The organism is Streptococcus sanguinis (assembly GCF_020729765.1).
GTDB lineage: Bacteria > Bacillota > Bacilli > Lactobacillales > Streptococcaceae > Streptococcus > Streptococcus sanguinis_Q.
This window is the reverse complement of record NZ_JAJEPD010000080.1, coordinates 1-18,543: the sequence shown is the minus strand read 5'-3', so window position 1 is coordinate 18,543 and position 18,543 is coordinate 1. Positions and strand designations below refer to the sequence as shown.

Below are 18,543 nucleotides of genomic sequence, written 5' to 3'. Positions count from 1 at the left end.
TTACATGTTTGAAATGAGTCACTGTATTTATTATAAAGCAAGAAGTTCACTTTGAAAAGTGAATGAAGGCTATACCACTCTCATATGTGGTGAATCGAAAGGAAAAAACGAACTTTGACAGCCAACTATAATCAGCTATAGAWAAGAAAAATAGATTTTCAGTRCTTTTATAGAAAAAAAGCCATTTTCAGTCTTTTTCTTTTGCCTGAAATTGTGGTAAAATAAGGTCTGTACGTGCTTGATACAAAGATGAGGATATAATAAGYTRCTAAGRCYATGATATTAAAGTCACAGTGCTAACTGAACACGTCCTATWRGTTGCTTAAGGGCTTAAATATCTTGATGAACAGAATACGACCTAAAAGCTGTGTAAAAAAGATAAACTGTCTTGTCTTCATCGAAGACTTCGCCAGTTTCTTATTTTTAATTTGCTTTTAACGGACTTAATATCTTGATCTTTGTAGCCAAGGCGTATGAAAAAATTTGAGCATGTGCTCGGCAAGGAGTCTTTATGACAAAACAAGTTTTTAAAACTATTTTTGCAGGCCGTGAGCTGGTAGTTGAAACCGGTCAGGTTGCAAAGCAGGCAAATGGCAGCGCCGTTGTTCGATATGGAGAAAGTACCGTTTTAACTGCGGCAACCATGTCCAAAAAGATGGCTACTGGTGACTTTTTCCCATTGCAGGTCAACTATGAGGAAAAAATGTATGCAGCTGGGAAATATCCTGGCGGCTTTAACAAGCGCGAAGGCCGTCCGTCAACAGATGCGACTTTGACTGCCCGCTTGATTGACCGTCCGATTCGTCCTATGTTTGCGGAAGGGTTCCGCAATGAAGTTCAGGTTATCAATACTGTTCTTTCTTATGACGAAGATGCTTCGCCTCAAATGGCCGCTATGTTCGGTAGTTCTCTGGCTCTTTCTATCTCAGATATTCCTTTTAACGGCCCTATCGCAGGAGTTCAAGTCGGCTATGTAGATGGTGAATTTATCATCAACCCTAGCAAGGAACAAAAAGAAGTTTCACTTTTGGAACTGACAGTAGCTGGTACCAAAGATGCTATCAACATGGTAGAGTCTGGAGCTAAGGAGCTGTCTGAAGATATCATGCTGGAAGCTCTTCTCAAAGGGCATGAAGCAGTCAAAGAATTGATTGCCTTCCAAGAAGAAATTGTCGCAGCGGTCGGCAAGGAAAAAGCAGAAGTAGAATTGCTGCATGTTGATGAAGAGTTGCAGGCAGAGATTATCGCAGCCTATAACAGCGACTTGCAAAAGGCTGTTCAGGTAGAAGAAAAGCTGGCGCGTGAAGCAGCGACTCAGGCTGTCAAAGACCAAGTCACAGCAGTTTATGAAGAGAAATACGCAGACCACGAAGAATTCGACCGTATCATGCGTGATGTGGCTGAAATCTTGGAGCAAATGGAGCATGCTGAAGTGCGCCGTTTGATTACCGAAGATAAGGTCCGTCCTGACGGTCGTAAGGTTGATGAAATCCGTCCGCTGGATGCGGAAGTGGATTACTTGCCGCGCGTTCATGGTTCTGGTCTCTTTACTCGCGGGCAAACCCAAGCCTTGTCTGTTCTGACTTTGGCACCAATGGGCGAAACGCAAATTGTGGACGGCTTGGATCCAGAATACAAGAAACGCTTCATGCACCACTATAACTTCCCGCAATACTCTGTCGGTGAAACAGGCCGTTATGGGGCTCCTGGTCGTCGTGAAATCGGACACGGTGCTCTTGGGGAACGTGCCTTGGAGCAAGTCTTGCCTAACTTGGAAGAGTTTCCTTACGCTATCCGTCTGGTAGCAGAAGTCTTGGAATCAAACGGTTCTTCCTCCCAAGCCTCTATCTGTGCGGGCACTTTGGCTCTGATGGCCGGTGGTGTGCCGATTAAAGCTCCGGTTGCTGGTATTGCTATGGGCTTGATTTCAGATGGCAGTAACTACACGGTTCTGACGGACATTCAAGGGTTGGAAGACCATTTTGGCGATATGGACTTTAAGGTAGCTGGTACTCGTGAAGGGATTACCGCCCTGCAGATGGATATTAAGATTGAAGGAATTACAGCAGAAATCTTAACGGAAGCTCTGGCTCAGGCTAAGAAAGCCCGCTTTGAAATTCTGGACTTGATTGAAGCGACGATTCCAGCTCCACGTCCTGAGTTGGCTCCAACTGCTCCGAAAATCGACACCATCAAGATTGATGTGGACAAGATTAAGATTGTCATCGGTAAAGGTGGGGAAACCATCGACAAGATTATCGCTGAGACCGGTGTTAAGATTGACATTGATGAAGAGGGAAATGTATCCATCTACTCCAGCGACCAAGACGCGATTAATCGTGCTAAGGAAATCATTGCTGGTCTGGTCCGCGAAGCAAAAGTGGACGAAGTTTACCATGCCAAGGTTGTTCGGATTGAGAAATTCGGTGCCTTTGTCAACCTCTTTGACAAGACAGATGCCCTGGTTCACATCTCAGAGTTAGCCTGGACTCGGACCAACAATGTCGAAGATGTCGTACAAATCGGTGATGAAGTAGATGTCAAGGTGATCAAGATTGATGCCAAAGGTCGGGTAGATGCTTCCATGAAAGTATTGCTGCCACGTCCGCCAAAGTCTGATAAGCCGAAACATCATCATGACAAGGGACATCATCCGCACAAGGAACACAAAGGTCACAAAGACCATCAAGAAAGCCCTAAAACAGAAGAATAAGAGGTCACTTATTCCTGTAGACCTCATCAGAAATCGGCAGAGGCGAGCCTAGTTCTCGTCTCTCCTTGTTTAGAGAAGGAAGGAGGCTAGCATGGGTTGGTGGAAGGAATCTATTGATATTGTAAAAGAAAATGACCCGGCGGCACGAACGTCGCTGGAAGTCTTACTAACCTATCCGGGCATTAAAGCTTTGGCGGCTCATCGTCTTTCTCATTTTTTGTGGAAGCGTGGTTTCAAGCTATTAGCACGAATGCACAGTCAATTCTGGCGTTTCTGGACCCAGATTGAGATTCATCCCGGCGCTCAGATTGAGTCAGGTGTCTTCATCGACCATGGTAGTGGTTTGGTGATTGGTGAGACAGCCATTGTGGAGAAGGGGGCCATGCTTTACCACGGTGTGACCCTAGGCGGGACGGGCAAGGATACAGGCAAACGCCACCCGACCGTCCGTCGAGGTGCCTTGGTCTCTGCTCATGCTCAAGTCATCGGACCAATTGAGATTGGCGAGAAAGCCAAGGTTGGAGCCGGTGCAGTTGTAGTGGCAGATGTTCCAAGTGATGTGACAGTGGTTGGCGTACCAGCCAAGATTGTCCGTGTTCACGGTGAGAAAGACGAGCCAACCATTCACGAGGTAGAGGAGAAGCGGGAATACTATCTAGACAAGCTAGAGCATGCCCGTGAAGCCAGCCACCATTCATCAAGTCTGTAGAAAAGGTTGGCAAAGCTATCGAAGTGAAATATGACAGGAGGAACCGACATGTCAGATTTATCAGATGCTATTTTGAACCAGGTAGTCCTTGAACTGAAAGAGCGCTTGGACGGTCCTGCCAAGGAGCGCTTTACCAAACTACCGCCTAGCCACCAGCGCGAATGGGCTCGCTATATCAGTGAAGCCAAAAAAGATGAGACCAAGCTGCGCCGCATAGAAAAGATGAAGGTGGATTTGCTGAAGCCTTAAAGAAAGAGAAGTTATGCTATTAGAGGAATTTGAAGATGTAGCAGCAGTCATTGAGCCAAATGAAAAGCCAGTCCATGACAAGGGTGAGGTATGCGAAACCATCATCCTGTCCTTTAATGGCGAAATTCTGAAACGTTTGATTGAGTCAGAAGAAGTCTATCAGGGAGGCTATTTGAAAAGCATAAACGGACAGCATCCATGGTATATTTATGGCCAAGGACCTAGCAAGCTAGCAGTTATGTTGGCTCCGATTGGGGCTCCCATGATAGTTGGCCAGCTGGAGGAGTTGGCGGCTAGAGGCTTCAAGAACTTCATTATTCTAGGTTCCTGTGGCGTTTTGGATCGCTCAATTGAGGCGGATAAAATTATCCTGCCTGCGGCTGCATTGCGAGATGAAGGAACTAGCTATCACTATGCCCCACCGGGTGACGAAGTAGCCTATGACGAGTCTCTGCTGATCGAGCTGGAAGCCATCTTTGACAAGCACGATATCGAGCATATCCGCACCAAGTCCTGGACGACTGATGCCTTTTATCGGGAAACGCCTGAGAAAGTCAAGCGTCGCTTGGCTGCTGGAGCCAAAGTGGTGGACATGGAAGCTTCAGCTATCATGGCTTGGAGTCAATTTCGCAAGACCAAGGTCTATCAATTCTTCTACACAGCTGACTACGTGGATCATCATAACCGAACCTGGGATGCCCGCCATGAAGAGCGGACAGCTGATGCCATGACTTTTTTCACTATCGCTTTGACAATAGCAAAGGAACTAGAAAGGTAACTACAAGAATGGCAGTATATTTTTACGGCTGTATTACCATGGATGGCTACTTGGCAGACAGCCAGCACAGGATAGACTGGCTGCATCAGCTTGGTTCTGTAGAGGATACAGGCTATGATGACTTTTACAGGCAAATGGATATCACCATCATGGGCAAGCGGACCTTTGAGGAAATCCAAGATTTGCAAGATGTAGAAAGTTTTTATCAAGCTACGGAAAACTATGTCTTTACGCATGATAGGCACCTGCCTGTCAGCAATTACCAGCCAGTAGCTGGGGATGTGGTGGACTTTGTTCACCAGATTGACAAAGGCAAAAATGTCTTTGTGATTGGTGGTAATTCCTTGGTAGGACCGCTCTTGGATGCGGATCTTTTCGACCACCTCATTATTCAGATAGCGCCCCTTATCCTAGGAAAGGGGGTTCCCCTCTTTACCCAAGAGGAAGGGCAGCGCTTTTACCAACTGGATAGCCTCAGACAATTTGGCCCTTTTGCAGAGCTGGTTTTCAGCCGAAAAAGTCAGAAATAGAGAAGGGAGTGGACCGCATGATTAAAATTTACGACACCATGACCCGCAGCCTACGTGAATTTGTGCCCATTGAAGAGGGCAAGGTTCGCATGTATGTCTGCGGTCCGACGGTTTATAACTATATCCATGTCGGCAATGCCCGCTCAACAGTAGCTTTTGACACAGTTCGTCGCTATTTTGAGTATCGGGGATTTGAGGTCAATTATATTTCCAATTTTACAGATGTAGATGATAAGATTATCCATCGAGCTAAGAAAGAGGGCATTACTCCCAAAGAAGTGGCTGACAAGTATATCGCAGCTTTTCATGAGGATGTGACGGCCTTAGGAGTCAAGTCGGCTACTCAGCATCCGCGCGTGATTGACTTTATGGAGGCAATTATTGACTTTGTGCAGACTTTGGTGGACAAGGGCTACGCCTATGAATCAGAGGGCGATGTCTATTTCCGAGTCGAAAAATCTCACAATTATGCCAAACTAGCCAACAAAACCTTGGCAGACTTGGAGTTGGGTGCTTCTGGCCGGACAGATGAGGAGACTGCTCGTAAGGAAAATCCAGTGGACTTTGCTCTCTGGAAGGCAGCTAAGCCGGGCGAGATTTCCTGGGACAGTCCTTGGGGAGCAGGTCGTCCGGGCTGGCACATCGAGTGCTCGGTCATGTCAACGGAGATTTTGGGCGATACCATTGATATCCACGGTGGAGGGGCAGACCTAGAGTTTCCTCACCATACCAATGAAATCGCCCAGTCAGAGGCCAAGACTGGTCAGACTTTTGCCAACTACTGGATGCACAATGGCTTTGTCAACATCGATGACGTCAAGATGTCCAAATCTCTAGGCAATTTTATCACCGTCCATGATGCCCTCAAGACTATTGACGGTCAGGTACTGCGTTTCTTCTTTGCTACCCAGCATTATCGTAAGCCGATCAATTTCACGGAAAAAGCTGTTCATGATGCAGCGACCAATCTCAAGTATTTGAAGAATACCTATGATCAGCCTTTCACGGGTCAGGCAGACTCTGCTCAGTTTCAGGCCTTTCTGGACAAATTCACTGCCGCTATGGACGAAGATTTCAATGCGGCCAACGGTATCACGGTTGTCTTCGAGCTGGCCAAGTGGATCAACTCTGGCAACTACACTGCTGAAGTTAAGGCAGCCTTGGCCGAGCTCTTAGAAGTTTTTGGTATCGTCTTTGTAGAAGAAGTTTTGGATGCGGACATTGAGCGCTTGATCGAGGAACGCCAAGTGGCGCGGGCTAATCGAGACTTTGCGACTGCAGACCGTATTCGGGATGAATTGGCCGCTCAGGGAATCAAGCTTTTGGATACTAAGGACGGAGTGAGGTGGACACGTGACTGATGTCAACCTGATTAACGGCATTGCCCTCGCCTTTGAGGGAGATGCTGTCTACTCCATGTATATCCGGCGGCACCTGATTTTTCAAGGTCTGACCAAGCCTAATCAGCTGCATAGGGAAGCGACCAAGTACGTTTCTGCCAAGGCTCAGGCTAATCTTATCTCTCTGATGCTGGAAGAAGGGATTCTGACGGAGAAAGAAGAGGATATCTACAAGCGTGGCCGCAATGCCAACAGCCACACCAAAGCTAAGAATACAGATATCGTCACCTACCGGATGTCTACCGGCTTTGAAGCGGTTATGGGCTACCTGCATATGACGGAAGAAATCGAACGCTTGGAAGAATTAATTGACTGGTGCGTCAAACGAGTGGAGGAAGCTACTCATGAAAACAAATGAACTGCTGGCTTTGTTTCCAAAGGCTAGTCTACAAGATAAACCCAGTCAAGATAGCCAGAAAGTCTCGCTTCGTCTTGATCGGCAACATTGGCTAGTTTTGGCGACAGAAGATTTAACAGATCGAGAACAGCAACTGCTTGCTCTGCTGACAGAAAAAGAGTCCGTTTTTTCACAAAATCCCTGGTATAGGTATTTAGTACCTGAGTCCGAAGAGACGCTCCCCCATGAGGTTGAGGCGCTACAGTTCATTCATTGTCACCTTTTTCATTATGAGACAGAATCTATTTCAGCCTGGCTGGACATGATGCGAACTCTTTTGACCAATAAAGTCGCTTATTTTCAGACCAGCCCGCAAGACTATATTTTTGTTCTTGATCAGGGGCAGCAGTTGGCTGTTAAAGATTTGCTGAGGGATGTCTTGTCAGCTGTTGAATATGACTTTAACCTGCGTTTGGCTGTTTTGATTGGACAAGTCTGGCCCAGATCGGTGAAAGACGAGTTGCCACAACTCTATCAAGCCGAGAACAGCCTCTTCACTCAATGGTTGAATCGTTACCAGCACTCTTTTGTTTTGTCCTTCTCCCAGCTCTTTTTATGGGGCTTAGACGAGGCTAAGGACACTCTTCTTCCTCTGAAGAGAAAACTACATCAGCTTATAGAGGGGCAAGAGCAATTAACCGAGATTATCTTAGCCTTGTGGGAAAATGGAGCAGTTGTGACCAAAGCGGCTCAGCAACTTTATATTCAACGGAATACTCTCCAATATCGCTTGGATAAGTGGGAGGAGTTGACAGGCTTGCAGTTAAAAGAGTTGACGGATTTATCACTTTGTTACCATATCATTTTGAAAGATTTATTTTGATGTTTTGTGCAGGCTGCACAAAACATTTTTTTTATTTTAGGCAGTTTGTCATAGCATTGTAAAACGCTTTCAAATATAATAAGAGTATAAATTTAAAAGGAGCCTATCATGGTAGAATTAAACCTAAAAAATATTTACAAGAAATATCCAAATAGTGAACACTATTCTGTTGAAGATTTCAACTTAGAAATTCAAGACAAAGAATTTATCGTATTTGTAGGACCTTCAGGATGTGGTAAGTCTACAACTCTTCGTATGATTGCTGGACTTGAAGACATTACAGAAGGTGAATGTTCAATCGATGGTCGAGTGGTTAACGATGTGGCACCAAAAGACCGTGATATTGCCATGGTTTTCCAAAACTATGCCCTTTACCCTCACATGACTGTATACGACAACATGGCCTTTGGTTTGAAATTGCGTAAATACAGCAAAGATGATATCGACAAACGTGTTCAAGAAGCTGCTGAAATTCTTGGATTGAAAGAATTCTTGGACCGTAAACCAGCTGACCTTTCTGGTGGTCAACGTCAACGTGTTGCCATGGGACGTGCTATTGTCCGCGATGCAAAAGTATTCTTGATGGACGAGCCTTTGTCAAACTTGGATGCAAAACTTCGTGTATCCATGCGTGCTGAAATCGCTAAAATCCACCGTCGTATCGGAGCAACAACTATCTACGTAACACACGACCAAACAGAAGCGATGACTTTGGCTGACCGTATCGTTATCATGTCAGCAACTAAGAACCCATCAGGAACTGGTACAATTGGTCGCGTAGAGCAAGTTGGTACACCACAAGAACTTTACAAACACCCTGTCAATAAATTTGTTGCTGGCTTTATCGGAAGTCCAGCTATGAACTTCATCAATGTGAAGCTTGAAGGCAACGAGATCGTTACTGAAGGTGTGAGATTGAAAGTGCCAGAAGGGATCTTGAAAGTTCTGAAAGAAAAAGGCTACGAAGGTAAAGAATTGATTTTTGGTATCCGTCCAGAAGATATCAATACAGAACCTGCTTTCCTTGAAACTTTCCCTGACTCAGTAGTACACGCAACAATCTCTGTATCAGAGTTGCTTGGTTCAGAGTCTCACTTGTACTGCCAAGTTGGTAAAAACGAATTTATCGCAAAAGTAGATGCACGTGACTACTTGCAAACAGGTGAGGGAATTGACCTTGGCTTTGATTTGAACAAGGCGCACTTCTTCGATAAAGAAACTGAAAAAACAGTTTATTAATGTTTTCTACAATGAAGAAAATTTAGTTATCAAAAACGAGCTTGGACATCCATGCTCGTTTTTTTCTATTAAGACTTATCAATCCATACTTGATAGGCTCAAAAACCTCATAGTTGAAGAGATTATTTTTATAAGTGATAGCAAATGAACTTTGGGAAATATGAWTTTGTCCTTCGAAGTTATTTCATTAGAGATGAGGAGGTCCACTTCACATCTTTAAGGATAACTGAATCTTTCTCACAATCTATTAATTGCTACTAGTTCACATTGTTGAACAAGAAGAGTTGCTTAAAAATAGAAAAAATTTCAGAAAACTGTTGACATGTTTTCTGAAAAAGAGTAGAATAGCCCTTATTTTTTAATTGAGGAGGAACTTATGTTTTCCAAGTTAAAAGGATTTTTTATTGGACGTCCATTAAAATCCGGTAAAGAAGGAGAGGATGGTCATTTATTGACAAAACTACAGGCCTTGGCTATGCTCTCTAGTGACGCCTTATCTTCCATAGCTTATGGACCAGAGCAGGTAGTTCTGGTCTTAACTTCTGTGTCTGTCGGAGCTATTTGGTGGTCACTTCCAATAGGAATTGTTGTATTGGTTTTATTAGCTAGTTTAACCATTTCTTATCGTCAGGTTATCCATGCTTACCCTCAAGGAGGAGGAGCTTATATGGTAACGACAGAAAATCTTTCTCCAACAGCAGGCTTAATTGCGGGTGGAAGTTTACTGGTAGACTATATGTTGACTGTAGCTGTTTCAGTTGCTTCTGGAGCGGATGCCATTACCTCAGCTATTCCTGTCTTACACCCTTACAATTTACACATCTCGGTCTTGTTAGTCCTCGTATTGATGCTAATGAATTTACGAGGGCTAAAAGAATCAGCGACTTCCTTAATGATTCCTGTCTATCTTTTTATTGTCAGCACGTTATTGTTGATTGGTTTTGGTTTTGTGCAAATCATGACGGGAAACTTGGAATATCACGCAACTGCTCATATTGGCACTTCTATTACTGGAGTAAGTTTGATCTTATTGCTCCGAGCATTTACCAGTGGTTCTGCTTCCTTGACTGGAGTGGAAGCCATATCTAATTCGGTTCCTTTTTTCAAGAAGCCAAAGGCTCACAATGCTGCAAGCACCCTGTCTATTATGGCTTTAATCCTAGGAATCATGTTCGCAGGAATCACTTTCTTGAACTATTGGATTGGGATTGTTCCTGTCAAAGGTGTAACTACCTTGGCTCAGATGGCTCAGGCAATTTTGGGAAGTTCTCCACTTGGTCGTGTCTTATTCTATGTTTTTCAATTGTCAACAGCTTTGATTTTGGCAGTTGCAGCCAACACAGGTTTCTCGGCTTTCCCTGTACTTTCTTACAATATGGCTAAAAATAAATATATGCCACATATGTACATGGAAAAAGGAGATCGCCTAAGCTATTCTAATGGGATTTTTACATTGGCCTTTGGGGCTATTGCTCTCTTGTGGATTTTTAAAGGGAACACAGAGCGCTTAATCCCACTGTATACCATTGGTGTATTTGTGCCCTTCGCCCTCTCTCAAACTGGTATGGTTGTCCATTGGAAGAAAAAGTTTGGAAAAGATTTCTTGAAGCATTCAATTGCGAATATTCTTGGAGCTGTTATTTGCTACGGGATTGTTCTTATTTTACTTTTATTCCGTCTCGGCGATATTTGGCCTTTCTTTCCAATTATCATTGTCTTGACCTGGCTGTTCTTAGCTATTAAACAGCACTACAACAGGGTCGCAAGACAGCTGAGATTAGAAGAACATATCGAGCGTCAGAATTATACAGGCAATACAGTAATTGTGCTAGTCGGAAATGTCACCAGAGTTAGTGTTGGAGCAATGAGCTATGCTCGCAGTATTGGTGACGATGTCGTCGCAATGCACGTCTCAACAACTGAAACTGCTAAAAAGGATGCTGAAGTCGCAGAGGAATTTGCTGACTATTTCCCTGATATTCGATTTGAGACTGTTACGACTAGCTACCGCAATATCATTACTCCAACAGTTCAGTATGTGATCAAGGTAGCAAAGCGGGCTAAAAAAGAAGGAAGGACAGTGACAGTCTTGGTTCCTCAGTTTATCCCGAAAAAGAGCTGGCAAAATATCCTTCATAATCAAATGAGTTTAAAATTGAAATATTATCTAAAGTGGTACGAAGATGTTGTAGTCGCAAGCTATTCTTATCACTTAAAAGAATAAACTACTTTCTTAATGTAAAAAAGGAACCAAATTTTTTTGGTTCCTTCTTTATTTTGTGTAGAAAGAGTTAGTTCCTTTCTTCTTGATAATTCCTATAAAAATCAACCTTTAACTCAATAAAGGTCTCCAAGTCCCGCAGGAGCTGAAGGAGCGTAGCGCGGGTTTCAAATTCCTGGCGAGTTTTAGGAAGTGGCCGTTTTCGAAAGACAGCCAGATATTCCTCGATTTCATCCAGCAAATCATGGCCTGGATTTGCTTGACTTAACTGTTTGGCTGTTTTTAAAAAGAGTTTAGCCAATATGAAGCTTTCGCTAGCTGCTAGGCGGCAGGTATTGATATTACCGGCCATATCCAGCAAGATACGATTCTGAGCTCTTCGCATTTCAAAATAGTGAATATGGTAGTTGGTCTGGTGAAAGAGGTGGTTGGAGTGGTCCAGATAGACCAGCTGCAAGGCCTGTTGCAGAATCTTATCCAGCTCCTTGATCAGAGCTGCATCATTTCGGCCGTCTCCAGATTTTAAGAAATATTCAAAACGCAGGAGAATCTTTTTCAGCTGTTCCTCCACTTGCTCGTGGTAGCTGTCAATCTCTTGCTGGCGCGAGGGCATATAGAGATTGGCTAGCAGAGCAAAGCCAGTTCCAATAAGAAATAGAGCTAGCTCATTTCCAAGCAGTGACCAGGAGGTGGATTTTTCTAAGAGCAGATGGGTGACCAGGACGGTACTGGGGGTAATGCCGATTTCCCAGCCAAGCCGAAAGGCCAGAGGTACATAGATCGCGATATAGATGGCCAATGCTCCGAGATGAAAACCTAGAAAGTGAAAAGCCAGGCTTCCGATAGCCAGAGCCAGCAGGGTAGATAAAAAGCGATTGCCAGCTAGCTTTGCAGTACTGCGGCGGGTATCGGTCACGCTGAGAATGGCAATAATTCCAGCTGAAGTTGAGTAGGCCAGACCTAAAAAGTCAGCTAGCCAAGCAGCTAAACAGGTAGCCAGTACCAGCTTGATGGTGCGTTGGAGGAGAGACATGAGTAAGAGTTTCCTTTTTTAGACTTCTTTCTATTATAGCACGACTGGCGGGGAATCTTGGGAGCTGTTGATTGCTTTTTATCAGAGCAGAATTCTGTCTCGCCCGAGTAAATCCTGCCGCCATTTTTTCGCCTTTGTGTTATACTAGTCCTATGGAAAAAAACGATATTGTCTACGGTGTGCATGCGGTGACAGAGGCTCTCGCGGCTAACACTGGAAATAAACTCTACATTCAGGACGACCTGCGTGGCAAAAAGGTCGATAAAATCAAAGATTTAGCAGCGGAAAAGAAGGTTTCTATCTCATGGACGCCTAAGAAAACCTTGCAGGAAATGACTGACGGAGCAGTTCACCAGGGGTTTGTCCTGCGGGTGGCGGAGTTCGCCTATACTGACTTCGAGGTGCTGTTGAAAAAAGCAGAGCAGGAAGACAATCCGCTCTTGCTGATTTTGGATGGGCTGACTGACCCGCATAATCTGGGCTCTATCTTACGGACGGCTGACGCGACCAATGTAGCGGGAGTCATCATTCCTAAGCACCGGGCAGTCGGTGTGACACCAGTCGTGGCCAAGACTTCAACGGGTGCCATTGAGCATATTCCTATTGCCCGTGTGACTAATCTCAGCCAGACTCTGGACAAGCTCAAGGAAGCTGGTTTCTGGATTTTCGGTACAGATATGCAGGGGACGCCTTCTCATAAGTGGAATACAGCAGGCAAGCTGGCTCTCATCATCGGCAACGAAGGTAAGGGAATCTCCATCAATATTAAAAAGCAAGTAGACGAGATGATTTCCATTCCCATGAATGGCCATGTCCAAAGCCTCAATGCCAGCGTCGCAGCAGCTATTCTCATGTATGAAGTCTTTCGCAATCGCCTATGAAAAGAAAAATCTTACTGGTGGACGGCTACAATATGACGGCCTTTTGGCGGGAAACTCGTCCTTACTTTAACCGCGGAGAACTAGATGCCGCACGAACGATTCTGCTCCAGAAGCTCAGCAATTATGCCAGCTTTGAAGGACTGGAAGTTATCTGCGTCTTCGATGCCCAGTATATGCCGGGAGTTCGGCAGACCTACGAGGAGTTTAATGTGACGGTCGTTTTCACTGAAGAGGAGGAAACGGCAGATGACTATATCGAGCGCTTGGCAGCTGAGCTCAACACACCCAAAAATCAGGTGTCGGTTGCGACCAGCGATCTCAATGAGCAGTGGACTGTCTTCGCCCAAGGAGCTTTGAGAGTGTCTGCTAGAGAGCTAGAGAAGCGAGTGGCTGTTACCAAATCAGACCTCAATAAACTGAGCGGACAAATCAACCTGCAAAGACCGCCCTTGCGACCGATGGACAGCCAATCTTTGCGCGATTTACAAAAACTGATGGAGAAAAAAGATGACCTTTAAAATTTTAACCGATTCAACAGCAGACCTGCCAGAAAACTGGACTCAGGAAAATGATGTGCAGGTCCTAGGCCTGACCATTCAGCTGGATGGTCAAACCTATGAGACAGTTGGTGCAGGCAAGCTGACCAGCCAAGAACTTCTGGCTAAGATGGAGTCCGGCAGCAAGCCGACTACCAGCCAGATTAATGTCGGCCAGTTTGAAGATGTCTTTCGCAGCTATGCCAAGGAAGGGGCACCAGTTCTCTATGTAGCCTTTGCTTCGGCCCTATCGGGTACTTATCAGAGTGCAGTCATGGCACGGGAGATAGTCTTGGAAGATTTTCCGGATGCACTGATTCGCATCATTGATACCAAGGCGGCTTCTATGGGGGAAGGACTTTTAGTCATGAAGGCGGCAGAAGCTAGAGCTGCAGGCCAGACCTTGGAGCAGACAGCAGACTTGATTGAGAGCTTGGTACCTAAGGTCAAGACTTATTTTCTGGTTGATGACCTCAATCACCTCATGCGGGGCGGTCGGATTTCCAAGACTGCTGCGCTTATGGGGAGCTTGGTCAATATCAAGCCGATTATCGCTGTTAAGGGAGATGGAACCCTGGACTCTGTCGCTAAAGTTCGCGGAAAGAAGAAGGCGCAGGCAGAAGTAGTCCGCATGACTCTGGAAGGAGTTGCTGACCCGCGGGTGGTCATCGCCTATGCAGGTGCCAAAGAGATTGCTGAGAGTCTAAAAGCCCAGCTGCTGGAAAGCGACCAAGTAGAGGAAGTTCTCCTCATGCCTCTGGGACCTGTCATTTCCACCCATACTGGTCCTGGAACTTTGGGACTCTTTAGTATCGCCCAAGACATTCAAGACTAAGAAAAATGAAATCGCTATTTCATAAATAATTGCTTCAAATCTATTGCTTTTGCCTACTATTTTTGATATGATAGTAGGCGGTATTGTTTACCCCATTTGTAAGGCCCCGGAACCTTTCAAATAACTCGCGGACCGGAACATCCGCCCTGTAAACAAAAACGATATTCATAGGAGAAATCATGAACAAAACAACATACATGGCTAAGCCAGGTGAAGTTGAACGCAAATGGTATGTAGTGGACGCTACTGATGTCCCTCTTGGACGCCTTTCTGCTGTTGTAGCAAGCGTACTTCGTGGAAAAAACAAACCAACCTTTACACCACACACTGATACAGGTGACTTCGTAATCGTTATCAACGCTGAAAAAGTAAAATTGACTGGTAAAAAAGCGACTGATAAGATCTACTACACTCACTCTATGTACCCAGGTGGATTGAAACAAATCTCAGCAGGTGAGCTTCGCTCTAAGAACGCTGTTCGTTTGATCGAAAAATCTGTTAAAGGTATGCTTCCGCACAATACTCTTGGCCGCGCTCAAGGTATGAAGCTGAAAGTATTTGTAGGCGCTGAGCACACTCACGCTGCACAACAACCAGAAGTTCTTGATATTTCAGGACTTATCTAAGGAAAGGAACAAATAAGCTATGTCACAAGCACAATATGCAGGTACTGGACGTCGTAAAAACGCTGTTGCACGCGTTCGCCTTGTTCCAGGAACTGGTAAAATCACTGTAAACAAAAAAGATGTTGAAGAGTACATCCCACACGCAGACCTTCGTTTGGTTATCAACCAACCATTCGCAGTTACTTCAACTGTTGGTCAATACGACGTTTTCGTAAACGTTGATGGTGGTGGCTACGCTGGTCAATCAGGTGCAATCCGTCACGGTATTGCTCGTGCCCTTCTTCAAGTAGACCCAGACTTCCGCGATTCATTGAAACGCGCTGGACTTCTTACTCGTGATGCTCGTATGGTAGAACGTAAGAAACCAGGCTTGAAAAAAGCTCGTAAAGCATCACAATTTAGTAAACGTTAAAACTTATTTAAACTTATTGAAAGCATTTCGTATCAAAAATACGGGATGCTTTTTCTGTTCACCCCAAATTTTTGTAACTAGGTGATACTTGAAATTAATACAAATTTGGTTGTTTTTGATAAATCTAAGCAACACTACATGATGAAGTGAAAGGGGATGAATCTTTGATAGTATTCACTTATTGTGAAATATGATATATTTATTAATTAGATGGATGAATACTTCTAGAGTTAAATATAGTATAATAGGGACATACTTTTTGGTTTATTTTTGTTTGTAGTCGGATTATGAAAGAATATCCAATATTATGCGATAAGATAGAATGTTACAAAAAAGAAAGGGGATGCAATCCGATGAAGAAAGACAGATTAATTGTATTGACAGATGCTGTTCTAGCAATTATTATGACCATCTTGGTYTTAGAGTTAGAAAAACCAACAACACCAAGTCTTGAAGCTTTTTGGGATTTACGGCAAAATTTCTTTGCTTGTTTTCTTTCCTTTTTCTGGTTGGGATCGTTATGGATGGCACTAAACACATTATGGGAAAAGSTTGAGAAAATTTCCTCAGAAATTATTTGGTGGAATTTGTTTCTACTCTTGGAGCGGCAGGAGTTCTCTTTGGAGAATTTCATGCCATCCAAGATACCAGTCTGAATGATGTGGTGGACCGGATCTATATAAATGTCAAGGATTTACCGTTTCAGTCCTTGGGAGCTTTAGCTAATATCCTGTCTGATATTAAGAAGGGACTGATTCAAGACAGTCATATCTGGTCTTTCTTCCAGTCATTTTTCAAACAATATCAGTTGATAATCAGCTTAAATCAGATCTATCAGTTTGTCTATCTTTCTCTGATGGAGATCATGTCCTATCTTCACTTTGATTATTGGAAAAAAACGGCTCGGTCAGGAGCTAGTATGAATAAGGAGAACAAATGAAACGTTTAAAAATGTTATGGCATATTATGCAGGTTACGGGTTTTACTCGGTTTGCTCTGAGTTTTGTGACCTTTGTTTTTGGGTCAGGAGGCGTGCTTTTCCTAGTTGAACCTGCTATCACAAATTACGGAGACGGTCTTTGGTATGCTTTTGTGACTTCGACGACTGTCGGCTACGGGGATCTCCTAGCTGTGACCTTGATTGGAAGGATTACCAGTGTCTTCTTGACGATTTATGGGCTCATATTTTTTGGCTGTTTATCAGCTGTTATTTTTAATTATTATACCAATTTAAATAAGGAAAGAGGAGAGGACAAATGACTGCCAATTATTCAACACGGGAATACCGTGAGAAATTATACGATGACCTTCATGTTCGATTGAGAGATACAGCGATTTTGATGTGTGCAATTTTTATTGCCTCTATCGGACTAAATATGAATTCAACAGCTGTCATTATAGGAGCCATGTTGATTTCACCTCTCATGACACCGATTGTTGGACTGGGATTCGGTTTAGCTATTTTTGATACGCGTTTAATCAAGCAATCTCTAGAGGTTTTATTGACTCAAGTGTTGGTCAGTTTGCTTGTCTCGACTCTGTATTTCTGGATTTCTCCCTTGTCTTATGCAAGTAGCGAGTTGATTGCACGAACCTCTCCAACCATTTGGGATGTCCTCATTGCTATTGCTGGTGGGATTGCTGGTGTGATCGGTTCAAGGAAAAAAGAAGCAAACAATATCGTGCCAGGAGTAGCCATTGCTACAGCTCTGATGCCGCCTATCTGTACTGCTGGCTATGGTTTAGCTAATGGGAATGTACGATTTTTATTGGGGGCTCTCTATCTTTTCTTGATCAACTGTGTCTTTATCATGCTAGCCAACATTGTTGGAACAAGAATTTTGATGAGAAAATCTCCTTTAACTTCATTTAAAGAGCTGAGCATTAAAATGAGAATTGGCTTGATATCTTTGATTGTATTGTTGATTCTTCCAGCTAGCTATTCGGCAGTTACTCTGACAATAGAACAAGCGCGCAAAGAAGGGATCAAACAGTTTGTAGGAAAAGAGTTCGCCAATTATACGGTTATTAATCAAGTCTACAAGTCAAGTAACAATGAATTGGTCTTGACGGTTGTTGGAGATCCGATTTCAGAAGAAGAATTAGAAACACTCCACCAAAAACAAGCCTCTTACGGTATTCAATCTGTTCAATTGAAAGTGAATCAAGTTCAGAACTCGCCAACATTAGATAGTGAAGCGACCAAGGAATTTTATGAAAACATTGACAAGTATATTGATCAAAAACTCTCTGAAAAAGATTCACAAAACGATCTCGTAAAAGAAAATGAAGCAGACAAGGATTGAGGACAATGAACTGAATCGGTTTTTACGCCGTGTTTTTCTTGTATCTTCCTCTTTCTTACTTATAGCAGGTTGTTTTTGCTTGAATAAGAAATAAATTAGAAGTTCTATCATCTAAGAAAAATGATGAACAAAAAATCATTTAACTAATGGTGTGAACGTTTAGTGTTTATCAGCTCCATTCTCTGTAATTTTGGGGGTAAAATCCACACCATTCGGATAAAATTAGTTGAATTTGATTGGAAAAAAGCTTTTATAAAAGCGGAGAAAAGTCTTGATATTACGCTGTTTTTAGTCCAACTGAAATTCATACTTTCCAAACCAGGTCTTAAGAAAGCTCGTAAAGCATCACAATTCTCTAAACGTTAATCAATACGATTATATCAACGTTTCAAAGCACTCAAGAGTTTACCTCATGGGTGCTTTTTTAGCGATTTTTTGAAAAGTTTACCTCAAAGTTCACCTTATTTTTACCTTATTGTTTCAGAGATTTTAAGGCGAACTCACCAACTGCCATAGGAACTACATTAGAAGTATTGACATAAATCTGAGTTGTTCCAGTGTCACTATGAGTCAGAGCTTCGGAAATGGCTTCTAAGCTCATTCCTGCTTGTTTAGCAAGTGTCGCTCCTGTGTGTCGCAGTTTATGAGGTGTAGCATGTGTCAGCTTTTTGTGTCGCTTTCTAATACTTTTCATTTTATTGTTTAGATAGTCAGCGTGTAAAGGCTTATTGATGTTTCCTTTTGTGTCGATATATGTAAAAACAAATTGTTCTGGATTACTGATGATGCCAAACTTTGCCAGTTCATATTTTTGTTGTTCTTTCCAAGAGGTAAGGAGTTGAAGTAAGTCATTAG

The 18,543-nt window shown here is 43.5% G+C and carries 21 protein-coding genes; 19 read left to right on the top strand and 2 right to left on the bottom strand.

The genetic code is table 11. The features are described 5' to 3' along the window. Positions 1–511 precede the first annotated feature (511 nt). The 10 genes from pnp (at position 512) to K4H96_RS10620 (ending at position 11,062) form a co-directional block, all read left to right on the top strand. Positions 512–2,713 carry a polyribonucleotide nucleotidyltransferase gene (pnp, locus tag K4H96_RS10665; protein WP_223337654.1) on the top strand — a complete coding sequence of 734 codons (2,202 nt, stop codon included), beginning with the start codon at positions 512–514 and terminating at the stop codon, positions 2,711–2,713. 91 nt (positions 2,714–2,804) lie between these two features. After that, positions 2,805–3,422, top strand: a complete 618-nt coding sequence (cysE, locus tag K4H96_RS10660) for a serine O-acetyltransferase (protein WP_002905377.1) — start codon at positions 2,805–2,807, stop codon at positions 3,420–3,422. Positions 3,423–3,452: 30 nt separating this feature from the next. Next, on the top strand, positions 3,453–3,671 hold the full coding sequence (locus K4H96_RS10655; protein ID WP_002905376.1) for a YdeI/OmpD-associated family protein: 219 nt from the start codon (positions 3,453–3,455) through the stop codon (positions 3,669–3,671). A gap of 13 nt (positions 3,672–3,684) precedes the next feature. Further along, positions 3,685–4,449, top strand: coding sequence for a nucleoside phosphorylase (locus tag K4H96_RS10650; RefSeq protein WP_002905375.1), 765 nt, complete (start codon positions 3,685–3,687; stop codon positions 4,447–4,449). A gap of 8 nt (positions 4,450–4,457) precedes the next feature. Then, positions 4,458–4,979: a dihydrofolate reductase family protein gene (locus K4H96_RS10645; protein WP_000301974.1), complete on the top strand. Its 522-nt coding sequence runs from the start codon at positions 4,458–4,460 to the stop codon at positions 4,977–4,979. Between the two features lie 17 nt (positions 4,980–4,996). Continuing rightward, entirely contained in the window at positions 4,997–6,340 is a 1,344-nt protein-coding gene (gene cysS, locus K4H96_RS10640) for a cysteine--tRNA ligase (protein WP_032913663.1), read from the top strand. Then, positions 6,333–6,737, top strand: a complete 405-nt coding sequence (locus tag K4H96_RS10635) for a Mini-ribonuclease 3 (protein WP_223337653.1) — start codon at positions 6,333–6,335, stop codon at positions 6,735–6,737. The genes cysS and K4H96_RS10635 overlap by 8 nt, the downstream gene beginning before the upstream one ends. Continuing rightward, entirely contained in the window at positions 6,724–7,599 is an 876-nt protein-coding gene (locus tag K4H96_RS10630) for a helix-turn-helix domain-containing protein (protein ID WP_223337652.1), read from the top strand. The genes K4H96_RS10635 and K4H96_RS10630 overlap by 14 nt, the downstream gene beginning before the upstream one ends. 108 nt (positions 7,600–7,707) lie before the next feature. Continuing rightward, entirely contained in the window at positions 7,708–8,838 is a 1,131-nt protein-coding gene (locus K4H96_RS10625; RefSeq protein WP_045634339.1) for an ABC transporter ATP-binding protein, read from the top strand. Positions 8,839–9,214: 376 nt separating this feature from the next. Next, entirely contained in the window at positions 9,215–11,062 is a 1,848-nt protein-coding gene (locus K4H96_RS10620; protein WP_223337651.1) for an APC family permease, read from the top strand. Positions 11,063–11,129: 67 nt separating this feature from the next. Here the strand turns inward: K4H96_RS10620 and K4H96_RS10615 are convergent, their stop codons facing one another. Beyond that, on the bottom strand, positions 11,130–12,092 hold the full coding sequence (locus tag K4H96_RS10615) for an aromatic acid exporter family protein (protein ID WP_223337650.1): 963 nt from the start codon (positions 12,090–12,092) through the stop codon (positions 11,130–11,132). A 152-nt stretch (positions 12,093–12,244) separates the two neighbouring features. On the opposite strand from K4H96_RS10615, the gene rlmB reads away from it, so the two are divergent. The 9 genes from rlmB (at position 12,245) to K4H96_RS10570 (ending at position 17,688) form a co-directional block, all read left to right on the top strand. Next, positions 12,245–12,973: a 23S rRNA (guanosine(2251)-2'-O)-methyltransferase RlmB gene (gene rlmB, locus K4H96_RS10610; protein ID WP_223337649.1), complete on the top strand. Its 729-nt coding sequence runs from the start codon at positions 12,245–12,247 to the stop codon at positions 12,971–12,973. Next, a complete protein-coding gene (locus K4H96_RS10605; RefSeq protein WP_223337648.1) occupies positions 12,970–13,491 on the top strand; it encodes an NYN domain-containing protein in 522 nt (173 codons plus the stop codon). Before rlmB ends, K4H96_RS10605 begins: the two co-directional genes overlap by 4 nt. Then, positions 13,481–14,344 (top strand): DegV family protein, encoded by an 864-nt coding sequence (locus K4H96_RS10600; protein ID WP_223337647.1) that lies wholly within the window; start codon positions 13,481–13,483, stop codon positions 14,342–14,344. Before K4H96_RS10605 ends, K4H96_RS10600 begins: the two co-directional genes overlap by 11 nt. Before the next feature lie 179 nt (positions 14,345–14,523). After that, entirely contained in the window at positions 14,524–14,970 is a 447-nt protein-coding gene (gene rplM, locus K4H96_RS10595; RefSeq protein WP_002893769.1) for a 50S ribosomal protein L13, read from the top strand. Between the two features lie 19 nt (positions 14,971–14,989). Continuing rightward, positions 14,990–15,382, top strand: coding sequence for a 30S ribosomal protein S9 (rpsI, locus tag K4H96_RS10590; protein ID WP_002902303.1), 393 nt, complete (start codon positions 14,990–14,992; stop codon positions 15,380–15,382). A 353-nt stretch (positions 15,383–15,735) separates the two neighbouring features. After that, positions 15,736–16,038: a TMEM175 family protein gene (locus K4H96_RS10585; protein WP_227956517.1), complete on the top strand. Its 303-nt coding sequence runs from the start codon at positions 15,736–15,738 to the stop codon at positions 16,036–16,038. Next, the gene (locus tag K4H96_RS10580; RefSeq protein WP_000397555.1) at positions 15,963–16,322 is read left to right on the top strand and encodes a hypothetical protein; all 360 of its coding nucleotides are present in this window, start codon (positions 15,963–15,965) and stop codon (positions 16,320–16,322) included. Before K4H96_RS10585 ends, K4H96_RS10580 begins: the two co-directional genes overlap by 76 nt. Then, positions 16,319–16,642, top strand: coding sequence for a potassium channel family protein (locus tag K4H96_RS10575; protein ID WP_000825751.1), 324 nt, complete (start codon positions 16,319–16,321; stop codon positions 16,640–16,642). Before K4H96_RS10580 ends, K4H96_RS10575 begins: the two co-directional genes overlap by 4 nt. Continuing rightward, positions 16,639–17,688, top strand: a complete 1,050-nt coding sequence (locus K4H96_RS10570; protein WP_000126416.1) for a DUF389 domain-containing protein — start codon at positions 16,639–16,641, stop codon at positions 17,686–17,688. Before K4H96_RS10575 ends, K4H96_RS10570 begins: the two co-directional genes overlap by 4 nt. Before the next feature lie 472 nt (positions 17,689–18,160). Here K4H96_RS10570 and K4H96_RS10565 read toward each other — a convergent pair. Next, positions 18,161–18,543 (bottom strand): tyrosine-type recombinase/integrase (locus K4H96_RS10565; RefSeq protein WP_227956515.1); only part of this gene is annotated, 383 nt, incomplete at its 5' end.

Excerpts from the sequence above, each read along its gene's own strand:
- pnp (WP_223337654.1), top strand. The coding sequence starts at position 512 with ATGACAAAACAAGTTTTTAAAACTATTTTTGCAGGCCGTGAGCTGGTA.
- cysE (WP_002905377.1), top strand. The coding sequence starts at position 2,805 with ATGGGTTGGTGGAAGGAATCTATTGATATTGTAAAAGAAAATGACCCG.
- K4H96_RS10655 (WP_002905376.1), top strand. The coding sequence starts at position 3,453 with ATGACAGGAGGAACCGACATGTCAGATTTATCAGATGCTATTTTGAAC.
- K4H96_RS10650 (WP_002905375.1), top strand. The coding sequence starts at position 3,685 with ATGCTATTAGAGGAATTTGAAGATGTAGCAGCAGTCATTGAGCCAAAT.
- K4H96_RS10645 (WP_000301974.1), top strand. The coding sequence starts at position 4,458 with ATGGCAGTATATTTTTACGGCTGTATTACCATGGATGGCTACTTGGCA.
- cysS (WP_032913663.1), top strand. The coding sequence starts at position 4,997 with ATGATTAAAATTTACGACACCATGACCCGCAGCCTACGTGAATTTGTG.
- K4H96_RS10630 (WP_223337652.1), top strand. The coding sequence starts at position 6,724 with ATGAAAACAAATGAACTGCTGGCTTTGTTTCCAAAGGCTAGTCTACAA.
- K4H96_RS10625 (WP_045634339.1), top strand. The coding sequence starts at position 7,708 with ATGGTAGAATTAAACCTAAAAAATATTTACAAGAAATATCCAAATAGT.
- K4H96_RS10620 (WP_223337651.1), top strand. The coding sequence starts at position 9,215 with ATGTTTTCCAAGTTAAAAGGATTTTTTATTGGACGTCCATTAAAATCC.
- K4H96_RS10615 (WP_223337650.1), bottom strand. The coding sequence starts at position 12,092 with ATGTCTCTCCTCCAACGCACCATCAAGCTGGTACTGGCTACCTGTTTA.
- rlmB (WP_223337649.1), top strand. The coding sequence starts at position 12,245 with ATGGAAAAAAACGATATTGTCTACGGTGTGCATGCGGTGACAGAGGCT.
- K4H96_RS10605 (WP_223337648.1), top strand. The coding sequence starts at position 12,970 with ATGAAAAGAAAAATCTTACTGGTGGACGGCTACAATATGACGGCCTTT.
- K4H96_RS10600 (WP_223337647.1), top strand. The coding sequence starts at position 13,481 with ATGACCTTTAAAATTTTAACCGATTCAACAGCAGACCTGCCAGAAAAC.
- rplM (WP_002893769.1), top strand. The coding sequence starts at position 14,524 with ATGAACAAAACAACATACATGGCTAAGCCAGGTGAAGTTGAACGCAAA.
- rpsI (WP_002902303.1), top strand. The coding sequence starts at position 14,990 with ATGTCACAAGCACAATATGCAGGTACTGGACGTCGTAAAAACGCTGTT.
- K4H96_RS10575 (WP_000825751.1), top strand. The coding sequence starts at position 16,319 with ATGAAACGTTTAAAAATGTTATGGCATATTATGCAGGTTACGGGTTTT.
- K4H96_RS10570 (WP_000126416.1), top strand. The coding sequence starts at position 16,639 with ATGACTGCCAATTATTCAACACGGGAATACCGTGAGAAATTATACGAT.